The sequence below is a fragment of the Nocardioides pacificus genome (genome assembly GCF_054775955.1).
Genome location: NZ_BAAHCI010000014.1, coordinates 347913 through 366301, shown reverse-complemented (window position 1 = coordinate 366301; position 18389 = coordinate 347913). Strand labels below are relative to the sequence as shown.

The 18389-nt window shown below is 70.1% G+C and carries 17 protein-coding genes; 8 read left to right on the top strand and 9 right to left on the bottom strand.

Annotated elements, in window-relative coordinates; all coding sequences use genetic code 11:
* Positions 1-82: 82 nt before the first annotated feature.
* A complete protein-coding gene (locus ACYU7L_RS18165; RefSeq protein ID WP_460799625.1) occupies positions 83-661 on the bottom strand; it encodes a TetR/AcrR family transcriptional regulator in 579 nt (192 codons plus the stop codon).
* Positions 662-810: 149 nt separating this feature from the next.
* Here ACYU7L_RS18165 and ACYU7L_RS18160 point away from each other — a divergent pair, with 149 nt between their 5' ends.
* Entirely contained in the window at positions 811-2466 is a 1656-nt protein-coding gene (locus tag ACYU7L_RS18160; RefSeq protein ID WP_460799620.1) for an FAD-dependent oxidoreductase, read from the top strand.
* Positions 2467-2537: 71 nt separating this feature from the next.
* Positions 2538-4151, top strand: a complete 1614-nt coding sequence (locus tag ACYU7L_RS18155) for an ABC transporter substrate-binding protein (RefSeq protein WP_460799618.1) — start codon at positions 2538-2540, stop codon at positions 4149-4151.
* A gap of 102 nt (positions 4152-4253) precedes the next feature.
* Here the strand turns inward: ACYU7L_RS18155 and ACYU7L_RS18150 are convergent, their stop codons facing one another.
* The 6 genes from ACYU7L_RS18150 to ACYU7L_RS18125 form a co-directional block, all read right to left on the bottom strand.
* Positions 4254-4880 carry a hypothetical protein gene (locus ACYU7L_RS18150; protein ID WP_460799614.1) on the bottom strand — a complete coding sequence of 209 codons (627 nt, stop codon included), beginning with the start codon at positions 4878-4880 and terminating at the stop codon, positions 4254-4256.
* A 551-nt stretch (positions 4881-5431) separates the two neighbouring features.
* Entirely contained in the window at positions 5432-6499 is a 1068-nt protein-coding gene (locus ACYU7L_RS18145) for an acyl-CoA dehydrogenase family protein (protein ID WP_460799612.1), read from the bottom strand.
* 1 nt (position 6500) lies between these two features.
* The gene (locus tag ACYU7L_RS18140) at positions 6501-7493 is read right to left on the bottom strand and encodes an acyl-CoA dehydrogenase family protein (RefSeq protein WP_460799610.1); all 993 of its coding nucleotides are present in this window, start codon (positions 7491-7493) and stop codon (positions 6501-6503) included.
* Positions 7490-8671, bottom strand: a complete 1182-nt coding sequence (locus ACYU7L_RS18135; protein ID WP_460799608.1) for an acyl-CoA dehydrogenase family protein — start codon at positions 8669-8671, stop codon at positions 7490-7492. Before ACYU7L_RS18135 ends, ACYU7L_RS18140 begins: the two co-directional genes overlap by 4 nt.
* Complete coding sequence (locus ACYU7L_RS18130) at positions 8671-9576, bottom strand: enoyl-CoA hydratase (protein ID WP_460799605.1); 906 nt, start codon at positions 9574-9576, stop codon at positions 8671-8673. The genes ACYU7L_RS18135 and ACYU7L_RS18130 overlap by 1 nt, the downstream gene beginning before the upstream one ends.
* Entirely contained in the window at positions 9573-11192 is a 1620-nt protein-coding gene (locus tag ACYU7L_RS18125; RefSeq protein WP_460799603.1) for an AMP-binding protein, read from the bottom strand. Before ACYU7L_RS18125 ends, ACYU7L_RS18130 begins: the two co-directional genes overlap by 4 nt.
* 90 nt (positions 11193-11282) lie before the next feature.
* On the opposite strand from ACYU7L_RS18125, the gene ACYU7L_RS18120 reads away from it, so the two are divergent.
* The 6 genes from ACYU7L_RS18120 (at position 11283) to ACYU7L_RS18095 (ending at position 17133) form a co-directional block, all read left to right on the top strand.
* Positions 11283-12497, top strand: coding sequence for an acyl-CoA dehydrogenase family protein (locus tag ACYU7L_RS18120; RefSeq protein WP_460799600.1), 1215 nt, complete (start codon positions 11283-11285; stop codon positions 12495-12497).
* Positions 12494-13297, top strand: a complete 804-nt coding sequence (locus ACYU7L_RS18115; RefSeq protein WP_460799597.1) for an SDR family oxidoreductase — start codon at positions 12494-12496, stop codon at positions 13295-13297. Before ACYU7L_RS18120 ends, ACYU7L_RS18115 begins: the two co-directional genes overlap by 4 nt.
* 21 nt (positions 13298-13318) lie before the next feature.
* Positions 13319-13915, top strand: a complete 597-nt coding sequence (locus tag ACYU7L_RS18110) for a TetR/AcrR family transcriptional regulator (RefSeq protein ID WP_460799595.1) — start codon at positions 13319-13321, stop codon at positions 13913-13915.
* A gap of 25 nt (positions 13916-13940) precedes the next feature.
* Positions 13941-15104, top strand: a complete 1164-nt coding sequence (locus ACYU7L_RS18105) for an acetyl-CoA C-acetyltransferase (protein ID WP_460799591.1) — start codon at positions 13941-13943, stop codon at positions 15102-15104.
* 133 nt (positions 15105-15237) lie between these two features.
* A complete protein-coding gene (locus tag ACYU7L_RS18100) occupies positions 15238-16011 on the top strand; it encodes a protein NO VEIN domain-containing protein (RefSeq protein ID WP_460799589.1) in 774 nt (257 codons plus the stop codon).
* A 99-nt stretch (positions 16012-16110) separates the two neighbouring features.
* Positions 16111-17133 carry an SHOCT domain-containing protein gene (locus ACYU7L_RS18095; RefSeq protein ID WP_460799587.1) on the top strand — a complete coding sequence of 341 codons (1023 nt, stop codon included), beginning with the start codon at positions 16111-16113 and terminating at the stop codon, positions 17131-17133.
* Between the two features lie 137 nt (positions 17134-17270).
* On the opposite strand, the gene ACYU7L_RS18090 is transcribed toward ACYU7L_RS18095, so the two are convergent.
* Both ACYU7L_RS18090 and ACYU7L_RS18085 read right to left on the bottom strand, forming a co-directional pair.
* Positions 17271-18119 carry an excalibur calcium-binding domain-containing protein gene (locus ACYU7L_RS18090; protein WP_460799584.1) on the bottom strand — a complete coding sequence of 283 codons (849 nt, stop codon included), beginning with the start codon at positions 18117-18119 and terminating at the stop codon, positions 17271-17273.
* A gap of 60 nt (positions 18120-18179) precedes the next feature.
* On the bottom strand, positions 18180-18278 hold the full coding sequence (locus tag ACYU7L_RS18085) for an excalibur calcium-binding domain-containing protein (protein ID WP_460799843.1): 99 nt from the start codon (positions 18276-18278) through the stop codon (positions 18180-18182).
* Positions 18279-18389: the final 111 nt, after the last annotated feature.

Here is an 18389-nt window from a genome sequence, read left to right as displayed (position 1 = left end):
GTACGGCGTGTCTGGTCGAGGCAGTGACGGGTCGGCGGTCTGGGGGCCTGCGCCTGCAGGGGCTGCCCCCAGAGGTGAAGCGTCAGGGGACGGGGCGTGTGGCGTCCAGGACCAGGGCGACCAGCTGGTCCACGAACTCAGGTGGTGTGCGCTGGCCGCTGGTGAGAGGGGCCAGGAAGAGCGGGGAGACCAGGGTGTTGATGACGGTCCGGGGATCGTGGGTGCTGCTCGCCTCGCCGCGGGCGACGGCACGGGCGAGCATCTCGTACCAGCCGGCCATCACCGGCGCGAAGTGCTCGACCACCGCCGCGTTGAAGGCCGGGTGCAGCCCCGAGACCATGATCCGCGTCATCGTCAGGTCGACCGGATCGGCCGCGAACGCCGCGATCTCGTGGGCGAACACGCGCACGTCCGCGGTCCAGCTGCCGGTGTCGGGCACCGTCACCGTCCGCACGTGATGGGTGAGCGCCTCGGCGAGCAGGTCGTCGTGGGTGGGCCACCAGCGATAGAGCGTGCGCCGGTTGACCTCGGCCCTCTCGGCGACCTCGACGGTCGTGAACGGAAAGTGCCCCTCCGCAAGGAGATCGAGCACCGCGCGACCGACGGCCAGGCGCACCTGCTCGCTGCGGCCGCCGCTGCGCTGACGTGTCTGGACGCTCATGGTCGGGCCAGCCTAGGGCAGTCCTCGGGAGACCCCTGTCTAGACGGGACGCGGAGCCGTGTCCCACCTAAAGCAACAGCCTGTTGCTTTAAGCAGGGGTGGCGTGGATGCTGTGGCCTCCGCCTTCCCCCTGACCCTCGGAGACGCCCGTGCGCACCACCCCGACCTTCGATCTCGCTGTGATCGGCGCCGGCCCGCTGGGTACGGCGACCGCCCGCCACGCCGCCGAGTCCGGCGCCCGGGTGCTGCTGATCGGGCCGGACGAGCCGGCGGGGACCGAGTCGCACGAGGGGACGTGGGCCGGCTACTACGACCAGGGCCGGCTCTGCCACGTCCTCGAGGTACCGCTGGCGACCTCGCTGCTGACGATGCGCAGCCGGCGCCGCTTCGCCGATCTGATCGCGCGCACCGGGATCGACTTCCTGACCCCGACCCACTCGGTCACCGTGCTGCCCGACGGCGAGGGCGCCGCGTCCTCGCTGTGGTTCGACCGCGAGGTGCTGGCCCGCAACGCGGCCGACCTCGGCGTCGCCGTCGACCACCTCGACGCCCAGCAGCTCGCCGCGGCGTACCCCACGCTCTCCTTCCCGCCCGACCACGTGGCCCTGCGTGAGCCCGACGCCTTCCTCCTCAACCCGCGCGCGCTGGTCCAGGCGGAACTGTCCGCAGCGCTGGCCGCGGGCGCCGTACTCGTGCGCGACGAGGTGGTCGCCACCGCCGAGGTCGCCGAGGGGATCCAGGTGACCGCGCGGGGCGGCGAGTCCTGGACCGCCGCCAGGGTCGTGGTCGCGACAGGAGCCGCGACCAACGCGACCGGGCTGCTGGCCCGCCGCCTCCAGACCACCACCTATGGAGCCACCGTGGTGCTGGCCGAGGTCGCCGGCCCCGACGCGGTGGCGATGCCGACGATGATGATGATGAAGGTCCGCGACGGCGCGATGGCCTTCGGCGGCATCGTGATGGCGCCGGTGCAGTATCCCGACGGCCGCTGGTACATCAAGACCTCCGGCGCCAGCCTGCTCGCCAACCCGCTGACCGAACGCGACGAGATCGCCGCCTGGGTGCGCACCGGCGGCCGGGCCGCGGACATCGACGAGGCCCGCGAGCTGCTGGGCGAGCTGCTGCCCGACGTCGAGATCCTCTCGATGCGCACCCGCCCGTGCCTGGTCTGCGACACCCCCTCCGACCGGCCCTACATCGACTGGGCCGACGACCGCACCGTCGTCCTCGTCGAGGGCGAGCGCGGCGCGATGGCCGCCGACGAGATCGGCCGGCTCGGCGCCGAGCTCGCGCTGACGGGGGAGTGGCGCGACTCGATCCCGCACGAGGTCTTCGCCGCGGCCTGGGCCGAGGGTGATGCGGCCCCCATCGACGAGCAGTACGGCGAGCGCCCGGCGGGCGCCGCGTCGTTCGTGCCGGTGGTGCCTGCCGGCCAGGAGGAGACCTACGCCGCCTGGCACCTGGCCCCGGCCGTCCGGGCGGGGGACACGATCCACTGCTCCGGCGTCCTCGGCACGCGCCCCGACGGCTCCGTCCCCGATGACCTGGCCGAGGAGATCGACCTCGCCCTCACCAACCTCGCCCACGTGCTCGACGCGGCCGGCGCGAGCCTGGCCGACGTGGTCGACCTGCTGACCTTCCACCTCGACCTCGCCGCGCAGGTGCCCACCTTCATGCAGGTCCGCGACCGGCGGCTCAGTGAGCCGTGGCCCGCCTGGACCGCGATCGGCGCCACCCAGATCGGCGGCGGGCTGCCGGGGGTGCGCCTGGAGATCAAGGCGACCGCCCGCGTGCTGCCTGCCTGACCTGGCTCACCAGACCTGATCGACCTCACTGCCCACCACTCGTCAGCACCCCCACCCTGGAGGAACCACCCGTGAACTCGACCCCTCGTGTCCGTCTTGCCGTCGCCGCTGTCGTCGGCGCCCTGCTCTTCAGCTCCTGTGCGTCCGCGGACGATGACGACGCAGCCAAGAAGGAGGGCGCCGCGGTCGACCGCGGGCGCTACACCTTCGGGCTGATCGGCGACCAGCCCGAGGCCGGCGACCCGGTCGACGGCGGCACGCTGGACTTCGCCGACTACGGCGAGATCCGCAGCCTCAGCCCCGCCGCGTCGTACGCCACGGGCGCCTCCGGCGGCGGCGCCCTCGTCGCCGTCTACGACACGTTGATGACCCTGAACACCGAGAGCCAGGAGTTCGAGCCGAAGCTGGCGGAGTCGCTGGAGAGCAGCGACGACCTCAAGACCTGGACACTGACCCTGCGCGAGGGTGTCGACTTCTCCGACGGGACGCCGCTGGACGCGAAGGCCGTGGTCGCCAGCATCGAGTGGTACATGAAGAGCCAGGGCGTCGACACCGCGATGCTCGCTCCGAACCTCGCCGAGATGAAGGTCGAGGACGAGCGCACGGTGGTCTTCGAGCTCAACAACGCGTGGGCGCGGTTCCCGGCGATGCTGGCCCAGGCGGCCGGGATGATCGTCGCGCCGGCCGCCTACGCGGGTGCGGAGTTCGAGCCGATCGGCGCGGGGGCGTTCATGCTCGAGGAGTACAAGCCGGCGGAGGAGCTCCTCCTCACCGCCAACGAGAGCTACTGGGACGGCGCCCCGCACCTCGACGGCATCCGGATCTTCTGGCCGCTGGCCGACGAGGCCAAGCTCGACGCTCTCGAGGACGGCAGTGCCGACGTCGCGTTCATCCGGGACCCGAAGGTCGTCGACGAGGTGGTCGAGGCCGACATTGCCGGCCACCTGACGCTGACCAGCCTGGGCAACAACCTCTCGATCAACCACCGTGAGGGCCGGCCCGGGTCCGACCCGCGGGTGCGGGAGGCGATCGCGCTGGCCTACGACCCGCAGCTGGACTACCAGCGCTCGTACGACGGGAAGGGCCTGCCGGGCAAGGAGATGTTCGCCCCGGAGTCGAAGTGGGACACCAGTGACGCGGCGCTCGACGTGGACCTGGAGCGGGCCGAGCAGCTGGTCGAGGAGGCCAAGGCCGACGGTTTCGACGGGCAGATCACCTACCTCGACGGCGCCGACCCGACCTCGCGCACCCAGGCGGTGGCGATGAAGGCGATGCTCGAGCGCGTCGGCTTCGCCGTGAAGACAGACCTGGTCGCCTCGATCGCCGACCAGACCAACCGCGTCTTCGTCGACCACGACTTCGACCTCGCCCGCGGCGCGATGAGCGTCTCGGAGTCCGACCCCTACCACCGCCTCGTCGGCAGCCTCAGCTCCACCAGCTATGGCAACGAGACCGGCTACGCCTCCGAGGAGATGGACGCGGCGCTGGCCGACCTGCAGTCCGCCGCCACCGACGAGGAGGTCCAGGCGGTGCTGGACGAGATCCAGGAGCTGTTCAACCAGGACAACCCGATCGTCGTCACCGGCGCCAACGCCGCCGTCCACGCCTGGAACGACAACGTCCACGGCGTGGAGCTCGGCGCGGAGTACATGCCCGACTTCTCCGAGGCCTGGCTCCAGCAGTAACCCCACCCGCCGACCCGTCACTCCCTCGACCAGACACGCCGAGTACGGCGGAGCGAGTGACGGGTCGGCGCGGCGGGGCTCGGCCGCTGGCGGCCGGGGGCGCTAGCAGGTGCGCGAAACCCGCACCTCGGCCAACGAGGTAGCCGAGCCCTCCCGCCCGTCGGCGTCGGTGAAGTGCACGGTCAGCGGCCCACCGGAGCCACTGGTCCCGGTGAACCCGACGACGAAGACCAGATAGCGCTCGCCGTCATCCGCCAGGTCGAGCACCGCCCCGTCAGCCGGCTCGGCCCGCTGCCAGGCGCGCAGCTCGCGGTCAGTCATCTCGCCCGGAGGCAGTCCGCCCCAGATCCCGAGCGTCGCGAAGATGTCGCCCGGCTCGCGTTGGAAGACGCTCACCGACGTCACGGCGAGGTCGCCCTCGGTCGGCCACTCGACGCGGTCGATCGTCACCGGCGCCGGCCCGCGGTTGGCGAACGTGTCGAACCCCTCGGAGAAGGCGCTGTGGTGCTCGGAGGGGGCGCAGATGCGATGCGGAGTCCCGACGGCGTACAGGGCATCCGACGTGCCGTCCGCGCTGCCACCGGGCATCTCCTCATCGCACGCGGAGGCGAGCGCCAGACAGGCAAGCAGGCCGGTGGCCAGGCCGAGTCGCCCGGCCGGGAGCGCGCCTCGAGCGGATCGCCCGGGGCGCGCGTCGCTGAGCCGGGTGGCTCGAGGTCCTCGGTTCACTCAACCCCCGTGGGTCCCAGGTGCGCCATGACGGTCGCCGACGCGAGCCCCCCGCCGTCAAAGAGCTTCAGGGGACCCCCAGGCTACGGCGACCCGTCACTCCCTCGACCAGACACGCCGAGCGTGGCGGAGCGAGTGACGGGTCGATCGCAGGCGCCTACCCGATGCAGCGAGCCCAGGTTCGTGCGTCAGGGTGACCGACGGGTAACTGGCGTTCCTCAGGCATCGGGTGCGTGAAGATCTCCAGCTTGTTGCCAGGGGGCCCAGCAGGGTCCGTGGTTCGCCGGCGGGCTGACAACGCGGGCGAGCTCAGCGTGCTCCAGTCTGGCGTGCTCGGCACCCAGGGGAGCCGGTACGGCGCGCGCCGCGGGCTCGTCGTACGCACGGACCAGCAGGCCGCACACGGCACGACCCGTCACCGGCGCCGCCGTACACGGCGTGTCTGGTCGAGCGAGTGACGGGTCGGCGGGTCTGGGGGTTGCTTGTTACCAACCACCCGCCCACCCAAGCCCAGCCAGCCTGTCAGGCCTGCCCTGCCTGACGGCGGGGCCTCAGAGGGGGAGGAGGGCGCGGTGCTGGTGGGGGCGGCCGTAGAGCTGGGTGAGGGCGTGGGCGCGCTTGAAGACGAGCTGGGCGTCGTGCTCCCAGGTGATGGCGATGCCGCCGTGGAGCTGGACGGTCTCGGCGGCGATGCGGCCCACCGCGTCCCCCGTGTACGACGCGGCGACGGCCGCGAGGCGGGGGGCGTCGTCCGAGCCCACCGAGACGGCGTGCGAGGCGGCGAGCGAGGCCGAGCGGGACATCTCCAGGAGCACCAGCATGTCGGCCATCCGGTGCTTGAGCGCCTGGAACGACCCGATGGGGCGGCCGAACTGCTCGCGCTCCTTGGCGTACGCGACGGTCATGTCCAAAGCTCGCTGGGCGCAGCCGACTGCGAGCACCGAGACGGCCGCGGCCCCCACCACATGCGCACGAGACAGAGCGTCAGAGGCGGAGCCAGAAAGCCGCGTCCCCGGCGTCTCGTCGAACGTCAGCGTCGCCAGCCGCAGCGACATGTCCATCGCCTGCGTGCGCGACCGCGTCACTGACGCCGGGTCGACCTCGAACAGCGCGACCCCGTCGTCCGTGGCGGCCGCGACGACCAGCACCGAGGCGACGTCGCCGTCGAGCACGCACGAGATCGTCCCCGTCAGCAGGTCCCCGGAGGCCCGCACCGGCTCGGAGCCGGGCACGGACGCCGTCCCCGACCACGCCAGCGTCGCGGGCTCGCCCGCGGCGATCCGCGGCAGCAGCCGCCCACAGGCGTCCACGTCACCCGACGCCAAGACAGCCTCGGCGGCGACGAGCGACGCGAGCAACGGCGACGGAGCAAGCGCCCGCCCCAGCTCCTCGAGCACGACGAACGTCTCGAACAGCGAGAACCCGGCCCCGTCGTACTCCTCCGGGATCCCCAGCGCCACCGCGCCGATCTGCTCGCACAGCGTCGCCCAGAGTGCCTCGTCGTACCCCGCGTCAGACTCCGACGCGGTCCGCACGGCCTGGCTGTCGGCGCGCTTGTCCAGCAGCGACCGGACGGTCGAGGCCAGCTCCTGCTGCTCCTCGGAGAGCCCGAACTCCATCTCAGACCCCCTGCTCGATGGCGGCCGACTCAGACGAGGGAGAAGCAGAGACGAGCGCGTCGAGGATCCGCTGCCGGTGGTACGCCGTGGTGCCCCACGCCGCGACCAGGGCCCGCACCTTCGTGATCCAGACCGACAGGTCGAACTCCTGCGTGTAGCCGATCGCCCCGTGCACCTGCAGTGCCGTCCGCGACGCGCGGTAAGCGGCGTCCGCGGCAGCGACCTTGGCGGCCGACACATCACGGGAGAACTCAGGAGCCTCGTCCGACAGCGCAGCCCCGAACACCAGCGGCCGCGCGAAGTCGAGTGCGATCCGCACGTCGGCGAGCTGGTGCTTGATGGCCTGGTAGGACCCGATCTCGCGACCGAACTGCTTGCGCTGCTTCACATACGCCACGCTGTCGGCGAGCAGCCGCTCCCCGGCGCCGAGCAGCTGCGCGGAGCACGCGAGCACGGCCAGGTCGAACGCCCGCGACAGGTCACCGGAGTCAACAGCAGAGCCCGACGACACCGAGAACAGCCGCCGGGTCCCGTCCACCGACCGGTGCAGCTCCCCGGCCGTGGCCTCGGTCAGCGACCCGTCAGCGACCGCGAAGAGGTGGGAGGCGACGTCCGCGTCCAGTGCGTACGGCGTGTGCGGAGCGACCGCCACGCTCCCGACAGCCCCCTCGGCGAGCGCCTCGACGACACCCGAGTCACCGAGCGCCACCGGCAGATAGGCAGCCGTCTCGACCCACGGACCCGGGACGGCGTGCCGCCCGATCGCCTCGAGCGCGACGATCAGTTCGACCGCACTGGCCCCCATGCCGCCCGAGGACTCAGACGCGATCAGCGCCGGCACGCCCTGCTCGGCGAGCCTGCCCCACAGCTTCAGCCCCGGCGCGGTGTCGTCGGCCGCCCACGCACGGGCAGCGCCCACGCAGTCGGACGCTGAGAGCAGCGAGTCGAGCGAGGACGCGAAGTCCTCCTGGTCGGACGTGAGCACGAACCTCATCGGGTCGCTCCCTTCGAGTCACTCTTCACAGGGCTCACCTTCGGCTCGCGGGGCAGGCCGAGGATCCGCTCCGCCACGATGTTGCGCTGGATCTCGTTGGTCCCGGCATAGATCGGCCCGGACAGCGAGAAGAGATACCCATCGGTCCACGAGGACTCGAGCTCCGACGACGCCCCCAAGAGATCAAGCGCAGTCTCGTGCAGCGCGATGTCCAACTCGGACCAGAACACCTTGTTGACCGACCCGGCAGCCCCCATCTCGCCGCCGCCGGCCAGCCGCGTCACGGTGCCCCACGTGTAGAACCGATAGGCCTGCGCCTTCAGCCACGCATCCACGACCCCGTCCGCAGCCGACGGCACCGAGGCACCATCCGACCGCCACAAACCGACGAGCCGATCAGCAGCAGCACAGAACCGCCCCGGCGACCGCAGCGACAGCCCGCGCTCGTTGCCGGCGGTGCTCATCGCCACCCGCCACCCGTCCCCGGGCGCTCCGAGCACGTCGGAGTCCGGCACGAACACGTCCTCGAAGAAGATCTCGGCGAACCCGGCCTCCCCGTCGAGCTGCGCGATCGGCCGCACGGTGATCCCGTCCGCGTCGAGCGGGAAGAGGAAGTAGGTCAGCCCGTTGTGCCGCGCCGCCTCGGGGTCGGAGCGGAACAGCCCGAAGCCCCAGTCGGCGTACGACGCGCGCGACGACCACGTCTTCTGACCGTTGAGCACCCACCCCCCACGAGCCTCATCCCGCGAGGCAGTCGACCTCAAGGACGCCAGGTCGGACCCCGCCTCAGGCTCGGACCACGCCTGCGCCCACACCTTCTCCCCGGTCGCCATCGACGGCAGGAACCGGTCCTGCTGCTCGGGCGTGCCGTGGTCGAAGATGATCGGGGCGAGCAGGAAGATCCCGTTCTGGGAGACCCGGCCGGGCGCGCCGGCGCGGTAGTACTCCTCCTCGAAGATCACCCACTCGACCAGCGACGCCTCGCGCCCGTGGTAGGCCGAGGGCCACGAGACGACCGCCCAGCGGGCCTCGGCCAGCTTGGCCTCCCACTCCTGGTGGGCGCGGAAGCCGGCCTCGGTGTCCATCGACGGCAACGGCTGCGAGGGCACGTTGGCGGCGAGCCAGGCGCGGGCCTCGGCCTGGAACTCCAGCTCGGCGGGGGAGAGGGTCAGATCCATCAGCGGGTGCCTGCCTGATTCGTGTCGTCGGCGTGGGTCCGGTTGTGCGCGGCCATCGCCTTGGCGTCGAGCCCGCCGAGGGAGTCGCGCGAGACCTCGGCGTTGTGGGCATGGGCGAAGTGGTGCAGCCCGAAGACCGAGTCCATCCCGGCGCGCAGCCCCTGGAGGTCCTCGGCCTGGTTGACGGCCTTCTTGGTCAGCGCGAGGCCGAAGCGCGGCATCTGCGCGATCCGACCGGCCATCGCCAGCACGGTCTCCTCGAGGTCGTCGCGGGCGACGACCTGGTTGACCATCCCGAGCTCGCGGGCGCGCTCGGCGCTGAAGCGGTCGCCGGTGAAGAGCAGCTCCTTGGCGGCGCGCGGGTTCATCACCCACGGGTGCGCGAAGTACTCCACACCCGGGATCCCCATCTTCACGACTGGGTCGGCGAAGAACGCGTCGTCGGAGGCGACGATGAAGTCGCACGACCAGGCGAGCATCAGCCCGCCGGCGATGCAGGCGCCGTGCACCATCGCGATCACCGGCTTGGGGATCTCGCGCCAGCGCCGGCACATGCCGAGGTAGACCTCCGACTCGCGGGCGAAGCGCGCGTCGCCGCCCTCCTTGTCGGTGTGGTCCCACCAGATGACCGCTTGCCGCTCGAAGCTCTGGTCGACGTCGCGCCCGGGCGTGCCGATGTCGTGGCCGGCGGAGAAGTGCTCGCCGTTGCCGGACAGCACGATCACCTTGACCGCGTCGTCGTCGACCGCGCGGGTGAACGCCGCGTCGAGGGCATAGGTCATCGCGCTGTTCTGCGCGTTGCGATACTCCGGCCGGTTGAGCCGGATCCGCGCGACCGCGCCCTCCACGTCGTACGTCACGACCTCGGGGCTGTCAGTGGGCCCGGTCGGGGGAGAGACGCTCACGACTGACTCCTCAGCTCGTTCTTCAGGATCTTGCCGGACAGGTTGCGCGGCAGCTCGTCGACGAAGACGACCTCGCGCGGCACCTTGAACTTGGCCAGCCGCTCGCGCAGCCCGTCGAGCACCTGGCCGGCGGTGACCGGACTGCCCGGGCGGCGTACGACGAACGCGCGGCCGACCTCGCCCATCCGCTCGTCGGCCACGCCCACGACGGCAGCGTCGAGGACGCCGGGCACGCGGGCCAGGGCCTGCTCGACCTCGGCGGGGTAGACGTTGAAGCCGCCGGAGATGTACATGTCCTTGAGCCGGTCGGTGATCGCGAGGTAGCCCCGCTCGTCGACCTTGCCGACGTCGCCGGTGTGCAGCCAGCCGTCGGCGTCGATGGCCTCGGCGGTGGCCTCGAGGTCGTCGAGGTAGCCCTGCATCACCATCGGCCCGCGCAGCTGCACCTCGCCCTCCTCGCCGGCCTCGAGCGGGGAGCCGGTCTCGGGGGAGACGATCCGCAGCTCCAGCCCGTCGACCGGGAGCCCGCAGGAGGCGGCGACCAGGTCGGCGGGGTCGCCGGGGCGGCACATCGTCGCGACCACGCACTCGGTCATCCCGAAGGCGGTCACCACGGTCTCGATGGCGAGCTCGCGCTGCATCATCTCGATGACCGCCACCGGCACGGTCGCCGCGCCGGTGACGGCGACCCGCAGCGAGCTGAGGTCGCGTCGCGAGATGCCGGGCGTGGTGCCGATCGAGTGGAAGATCGTCGGCGCCCCGGCGAGCACCGAGATCCGCTCCTCCTCGATCAGCCGGATGCTCTCGGCGACGTCGAAGGTGGCCTGCGGGTGCATGGTCGCTCCGTTGAGCAGGCAGACCAGGATCCCGGCCTTGTAGCCGAACGAGTGGAAGAACGGGTTGACCAGCAGATAGCTGTCGCCCTCCCCGACGCCGACGGTCTCGCCCCACACCCGCGCGGCGGCGATGGTCTGCCGGTGCGCGGTGAGCACGCCCTTGGAGCGGCCGGTGGTGCCGGAGGTGAAGAGGATGTCGGCGATGTCGTCGGGGGAGACGGCCGCGGCGCGCTCGTCGACGGTCGCGAGGAGGTCCGCGCCCAGCCCGGCCAGCGCGTCGTACGGCGTGATGTGGGCGGGCGCGGGACCGTCGCCGATCCGCACGACCGCGCGCAGGTAGGGGAGCCCCGGCACCACGTCGTCGTCGGCGTGGGCGCGGTGCGCGGCGGGCAGCGCGTCGGCCGCCCGGACGATCTCGCGCAGCTGCTCGCGCCCCAGGAAGCCGTCGGAGAGCACCAGCAGCGAGGCGCGGGTGCGCTCGGCGAGCTCGACGACCTCGTGGCCGGTGTAGCGGGTGTTGGCCGGCACCAGCGTCGCCCCGGCATAGCTGACGGCGAGCGCGGCGACGACCCATTCGCGCCCGTTCGGCGCCCAGACGACGACCCGGTCGCCGGGGCGGACCCCGAGTGCGGCATACCCGCTCGCGGCGGAGCGGACGAGCTCGAGCAGCTCGCCGTACGACGTGCGCGCGCCGGCGTCGACCACGGCGGTGCGCCCGCCGAAGGACTGCGCGGCGCGGCGCAGCGCGGCGGGCAGCGTGAGCGGCTGGTCCGATGACATCGCGGTCCTCCACTGGAGCGGCTGAGTGTTCCCAAGCAAGTGCTTGGTAGGCTACCTTAGCCCGACCCGATGTCGAGAGGAACCCACACCGTGGATCTGAGCTACTCCGCCGAGGACCAGGCCTTCCGGGCCGAGGTCCGGGCGTGGCTGGACGAGCACCTGGTGGGCGACTTCGCCGCCCTCAAGGGCCTCGGCGGCCCCGGTCGTGACCACGAGGCGCACGAGGAGCGGCTGGCCTGGAACCGCCACCTGGCGAAGCACGGCTGGACCGCGCTCGGCTGGCCCAAGCAGTACGGCGGGCGCGAGCTCAGCCTGATGCAGCAGGTAATCTTCTACGAGGAGTACGCCCGCGCCGACGCGCCGGCGACCGTCAACCACCTGGGTGAGCAGCTGCTCGGCCCCACCCTGATCGCGTTCGGCACCGAGGAGCAGAAGCAGCGCTTCCTGCCCGGGATCGTCGCGGTCGAGGAGCTGTGGTGCCAGGGCTACTCCGAGCCCGGCGCCGGCTCCGACCTCGCCGCCGTCGCCACCCGTGCACGGCTCGACGGCGACGACTGGGTGATCGACGGGCAGAAGGTGTGGACCTCGCTGGCCCACCTGTCCGACTGGTGCTTCGTGATCGCCCGCACCGAGGCCGGCTCGCAGCGCCACGCGGGGCTGTCGTTCCTGCTGGTCCCGATGGACCAGGACGGCGTGGACGTCCGCCCGATCGAGCAGCTGACCGGCGGCTCGGAGTTCAACGAGGTCTTCTTCACCGGCGCCCGCACCGGCGCCGACATGGTCGTCGGCGAGCCGGGCCAGGGCTGGGGCGTGGCGATGGGCCTGCTCGGCTTCGAGCGCGGCGTCTCCACGCTCGGCCAGCAGGTCGGCTTCGCCCGCGAGTTCGAGGGCGTCGTCGACCTCGCTCGCCGTACCGGCGCGATCGACGACCCGGTGCTGCGCGACCGGCTCGCGGTCGCCAAGGTCGAGCTCGAGGTGATGCGACTCAACGCGCTGCGCGGGCTCTCCTTGGTCACCGGCGGCTCGGACTCCTCGGCCGGCGGGGGAGCGGCCTCGATCGCCAAGCTGGTCTGGGGTAACTGGCACCGCCACCTCGGCGAGCTCGCGATGGAGGTCGCGGGTCCCGCCGGCCTGACCGCCAAGGAGGTCGAGGGCTACGAGCTCGACCAGTGGCAACGACTCTTCCTCTTCTCGCGCGCCGACACGATCTACGGCGGCAGCGACGAGGTCCAGCGCAACATCCTCGCCGAGCGCGTGCTCGGCCTTCCCCGCGAACCCAAGCCCACCCGAGAGGCACGTGCATGAGCGTCCAGCGTCCCGAGCAGCCCACCCCCGCCTACGTCGAGGGGCACAACCTGCTGGCCGGCAAGGTCGTCGTGGTGACCGCCGCGGCCGGCGCGGGCATCGGCGCGTCCGTCGTACGACGCGCGCTCGAGGAGGGCGCGAAGGCGGTCGTCTTCTCCGACACCCACGAGCGCCGGCTGGCCGAGGCCGAGGCGACGCTGGGCGAGGAGTTCGGCGCCGAGCGCGTGCGCAGCCTGGTCTGCGACGTCACCGACGAGGCCCAGGTGGCCGCGCTGCTCGACGCGGCAGACGAGTTCGGCGGGGTCGACATCATGATCAACAACGCCGGTCTCGGCGGCACGGTCAACGTCATGGAGATGACCGACGAGCAGTGGTCGCGGGTCCTCGACATCACGTTGACCGGCACCTTCCGCTGCGTGCGCGCGGCGAGCAACAAGATGGTCGCGGCCGGCAAGCGCGGCGTGATCGTCAACAACGCCTCGGTCATCGGCTGGCGCGCCCAGGAGGGCCAGGCCCACTACGCCGCCGCCAAGGCCGGCGTGATGGCGCTGACCCGCTGCGCTGCGCTCGACGTGGCGCCGCACGGGATCCGGATCAACGCGGTCTCGCCGAGCCTGGCGATGCACCCGTTCCTGGCCAAGGTGACCAGCGACGAGCTGCTCGCCGAGCTCAAGCAGCGCGAGGCGTTCGGCCGGGCCGCCGAGCCGTGGGAGGTGGCCAATGTGATGGTCTTCCTCGCGAGCGACTATGCGTCGTACATGACGGGCGAGGTCGTCTCCGTCAGCAGCCAGCACGCCTGAACGCCCTAGAGGAGCCTGCCCATGTCACCCGCCGCCACCGGCCCCACCCGGCGCGCCGAGCTGCTCGCGATCGCCGCGCGGCTCTTCGCCGAGAAGGGCTTCAAGAACACCACGGTGCGCGACATCGCGGACGGGGCGGGCATCCTCTCGGGCAGCCTTTATCACCACTTCGACTCCAAGGAGTCGATGGTCGACGAGATCCTGAAGAGCTTCCAGGAGGAGCTCTTCGGCTCCTACGACGAGGTCCTGCGCAGCGACGACGACCCGCGCACCAAGATCGAGCGCGTCGTCCGGCTCTCGTTCGAGGCCATCGACCAGCACCGCCACGAGGTCGCGATCTATCAGAACGAGGCCGACTATCTCGGCGCGTTCGAACGCTTCTCCTACCTCGCCGAGCGCCAGGCGCAGCTGCGCGACGTCTGGATGACGCTGCTCACCGAGGGCGTCGAGGCCGGCGTGCTGCGCAAGGACCTCGACCTCGTCCTGGCCTACCGCTTCGTGCGCGACACCGTCTGGGTCGCTGTGCGGTGGTATCGCCCCGGCGGCGACACCTCCCACCACGTCGTCGCCGATCAATACCTCTCGATCCTGCTCGACGGCATCGCCGCCAAGTCCTAGCTCACTGTCATCTGAGGAGACCCCCATGCCCGAGGCCTACATCGTCGACGCCGTCCGCACCCCGGTCGGCAAGCGCGGCGGCGCGCTCGCCGCGATGCACTCCGCCGACCTCGGCGCGCACTCGCTGTCCGCGCTGATGCGCCGCACGGGCGTCGACCCGGGCGCCGTCGACGACGTGATCATGGGCTGCTGCGACACGATCGGCTCCCAGGCCGGCGACGTGGCGCGTACGGCGTGGCTGGTCGCGGGCCTGCCCGACCACGTGCCCGGCGTGACCATTGACCGCCAGTGCGGCTCCTCGCAGCAGGCGGTCCACTTCGCCGCGCAGGGCGTGATGTCGGGGACCCAGGACCTGGTCGTCGCCGGCGGCCTGCAGAACATGTCCGCGATCCCGATCTCCGCGGCGATGCTGGTCGCCGACCAGTACGGCTTCACCACGCCCTTCGCCCAGTCCCCGGGCTGGCAGGCGCGCTTCGGCGACGTCGAGGTCTCGCAGTTCAACTCCGCGGAGATGATCGCTGAGAAGTGGGACATCTCGCGTGAGGAGATGGAGGAGTTCGCACTCGCCTCCCACACCCGCGCGCGTACGGCGATCGCGGAGGGCCGCTTCGCCGGCGAGATCGAGGCCGTCACGCTGGCCGACGGCACGGTCTTCGACACCGACCAGTGCCCGCGCGAGACCTCGCTGGAGAAGATGGCCGGCCTGCAGCCGCTGGCACCCGGCGGCCGGATCACCGCGGGCGTAGCCTCGCAGATCTGCGACGCGTCCTCGGCGATGCTGATCGCCTCCGAGCAGGCGGTGAAGGACCACGGCCTCACCCCGCGCGCCCGCATCCACCACCTCTCGGTGCGCGGCGACGACCCGATCTGGATGCTCACCGGCCCGATCCGCGCCACCGCGCACGCGCTGGAGAAGACGGGGATGTCGATCGACGACATCGACCTCTTCGAGTGCAACGAGGCCTTCGCCTCGGTCGTGCTGGCCTGGATGAAGGAGACCGGCGCGCCGCACGAGAAGGTCAACGTCAACGGGGGAGGGATCGCCCTGGGTCACCCGATCGGGGCGACCGGGACACGGCTGATGACGACGATGCTCAACGAGCTGGAGCGGACCGGCGGGCGGTTCGGGCTGCAGACGATGTGTGAGGGCGGCGGGCAGGCGAACGTGACGATCATCGAACGGCTCTGAGAGCGGGCACACGACAAGCGGGACACACGTGCCGGCTTGCGTCCCTATCGCGGTGATAGGACGCAGCCGCGGGCGCCAGGAATGGTGGGTCTACTTCGACCGTTAGCTGACGCACGGTGGTTCAATCCTGGGCATGAGCCTGGAACAGATACTCACCGACGCCAGGATTGCCGCGGTCTCAGCTGGTCGGAAGACTGCAAGGTTGTCTGACCTTTCCGACACTCACAGGATTGGGCTGGCTAAAGCGACTCTGGAGTTTCTACGGTCACGTCGTGGAAAGCCCTCGACGAGGCCTGGTTGGACCGAGGTCAGCGCTGGCTCAGCCGGGGTCATGCCGTGGTGGGCAAACGCGCTGGGCGAGCCGCTCTACGACGAGGCTGTAAAGCGGCTGCGCCCGCTGCGCAGGGAGATCTACGACCTCTTGGAGGACGAGTACGAGCTGATCCAGAAGGCGCCGGGCCAGGGATCATCAGTTCACGTTTCCTCTGCGGGATCGGTGAGCGAGGCAGCGGAGAACACAGTGGCCGTTGTGACGATCAGCGATGCGGGCGCCGGGTACGGGACACCGGACCATAACTGGCTCGTTGAAACGGCGGCGATGCGGGCCGCGATCACGGCGTTTGCGGGGTGGGACCACGATGACGTGAGCGTCAAGAAATGTGGGTGGGACATCACGTTTCGACGTGGCAGCGACGAGGTGCATGCGGAGGTGAAGGGTGTGTCGGGCTCGAAGCCCACCGTTCTGCTGACGGCAAACGAATGGCGGCGAGCCGCGGACGATGTGAACTGGAAACTGGTGATTGTCACCCATGCGCTGCTCAGCGAGCCGCGGGTGATCGTGCTCGACAGAGGGCGGATAGCGAACGGAGCGACGCCGTATGTCTATAGGTTCACGTCCGAGGCCTGAAGGCGTCACCGGCGGTGGTATGACGCTAAGGGAGCACTAGAAACGGTGGATAGTGGGGCCCCGCCACGCCACGGCCTCACAACCAGGGAGGATGATCCCATGCAGTTGGGCGATGGAATCAAGCAGTCGAGCGCCGAGAAGCTTGCGGCGAAGATCAAACCGGACTTGCTCGACGGGGAAACAGTCCTCCTCGTATGCAAGTGCAACAACTTCAAGCCGCTGGTGGATCGCGTCCTGCTGACAGACCGGCGCCTGCTGGCAGCCAGCCTTACGGATGGAAAGATCAAGTACTGGGCTAGCCATGGTGAGGTAGTTGACGCCGTCGCGGAGTCGAACTGGTCAGGAGCCACCCTGACGATCACCAAGAGAGATGGCACCCGCACCGTCTTCAAGTCGATGGACGTCGCCGACGCCGACGCCGTTCGGGCCCACTTGCACTCTTCGGGGGGTGCTGCTCAACCCGACATCCTCCCCGCCAATGATGCAGGTGGAAGCACTCAGGCGCAGGTTGCTGAGCAGCCGGGTGCGGTTGCGAAGTTCGGGTCGTCTATGAGTAAGGCCTACGGGGACGCGCAGGCGGCAGGCCAAGTGAGAGATGCACACAATCGCAACACGTACGGGCAGATCGTCAAGAAGGGCGTGTTCGGTGCGACCACGGTCGAGATCTACGAACGCGGCTTCGTGCGCATCGGGCTCTTCCTCACGCAGAAGTCGCCCTTCGAGAAGCTCGCGTCGATCAGTTTCACGACTCAAGTGCAGGACAAGAGCGCAGGCGGTCGTGCGGTGGCTGCCGGACTCACCATGGGTCTGAGCACATTTACCTCGAACGAGAAGCGAGTCCTGTTTCTAACCGTCGCGACGGACAAGAAAGTGCACACCCTCCAAGCTGAGGGTGGAATGGGGCGCACTGAGGACAAGGCAGGGCTCGCATTGGAGGCGGCTGGGAAGGCAGTGTTGGAGGCCACTCGGCGAAGCGACGCAGGCCAGACAATGATGACTCAGAGCGTGCCGTCGGCCACCGTCGGCGAGCAGTTGCGTCAAGTGGCAGACCTGCACAACGATGGCGTGCTGTCCGACGAAGAGTTCGCTACGGCCAAAGCCAAGCTTCTCGAGCAGCTCTGACGTAGTCACCATGCATACATGGGCAAGCGCGCCGGTACGCGGCATGACGCAACCTCCTGAGCGCTGAAAACTCGGCTGCACCCGGGCTTGCTGGCGATCGGAGAACGAATCCGGCACGTGAGCCGGACGGGCTGCGGCTACTCGCAGGCGACGCCGTCACCATCTCGGTCGAGATCGCGGGAGTATCCCGGTTGCCCGGCGTATATGGGTGCTGCGCCAGCGTTCTCGACCTCGGTGCAGTTGGCGTAGTAGACGTCGACCGGTGGCGCTGGCGGGTTGGCTGCCGCCTGTTGCCTGGCCTTGCGACGTTCACGCGCCTCTGCTTGGCGCTGCTTATCTAGCTCAGCTTGGCGTGCGGCACGCGTGTAGACCGATACCTGGGTGGCGTGACGCTTCGCCAACTCGGGGCATACGTAGGTCGTGGCCGCTGAGATGACGTCGAAGACCTGGGCAGCGGTGGGTGGGCGGCGTACCGAGATGGCTTGGGCTGTCTCTGAGATCCTTGCCCCGACGGGGAGGTCCTTCTTCAGAAGGGCACATGAGCCCAGCGGCACTTTGCTCGTGAGTGCCCGGACCTTGCCCACACCCAAGGCGGCAGCCACCTCGTCGGCGAAGGCCCCCTGGGACTCCTCGTAGTTGACGGCCCACTTCTCCTCGTCGGAGGGGGGCGCAGACTTCTCATCGGCTAGCTGCGACTCGTTGCTGCTTTCGCGTGCGGGCTGAGCGGAGTCGTCGGATGCAGGCTCGTCGTCCTCAAGGGCAGCGCCAACGCCGATAGCGGCGGCGAGAGCCACAAGTGCAGCGACCGGCCCAACGATATTGAGCCAGCCTGCGCGCGTTCGGGCGCGACGCAGTTGCAGAGTCGTGCGGATCTTTCCCTTCTCCTCACCGACAACCTCCCAGCCATCCGCTGCCCACTTCGATGCACCATCAGTGCCCCGCAGCACCTTCACGGACTTGTGCTCGTACTTCAGCCGACTGATCACGGCACCATCATCGGTCAAGCACCTAGACGTGAGGTACTAGTCCTACAAGTAGTAGATGATCTACTCGCAGGCCACGCCGTCGCCGTCTCCGTCGAGGCTGGTGTCGTAGCAGGCTCTCCTCGATGGACGGGCGCTGCACCTGCTGCCCGGACGACGCAGAAGCCCAACAGGGCCGTTCCAGCGGACTGTCTCAACCTTGTGGATGTGTGGCTTTGCCTTACGAGGGAGCGGATTCGCCGCGCCCAGGCCTCAGTGCCAAAAGCGCACCAT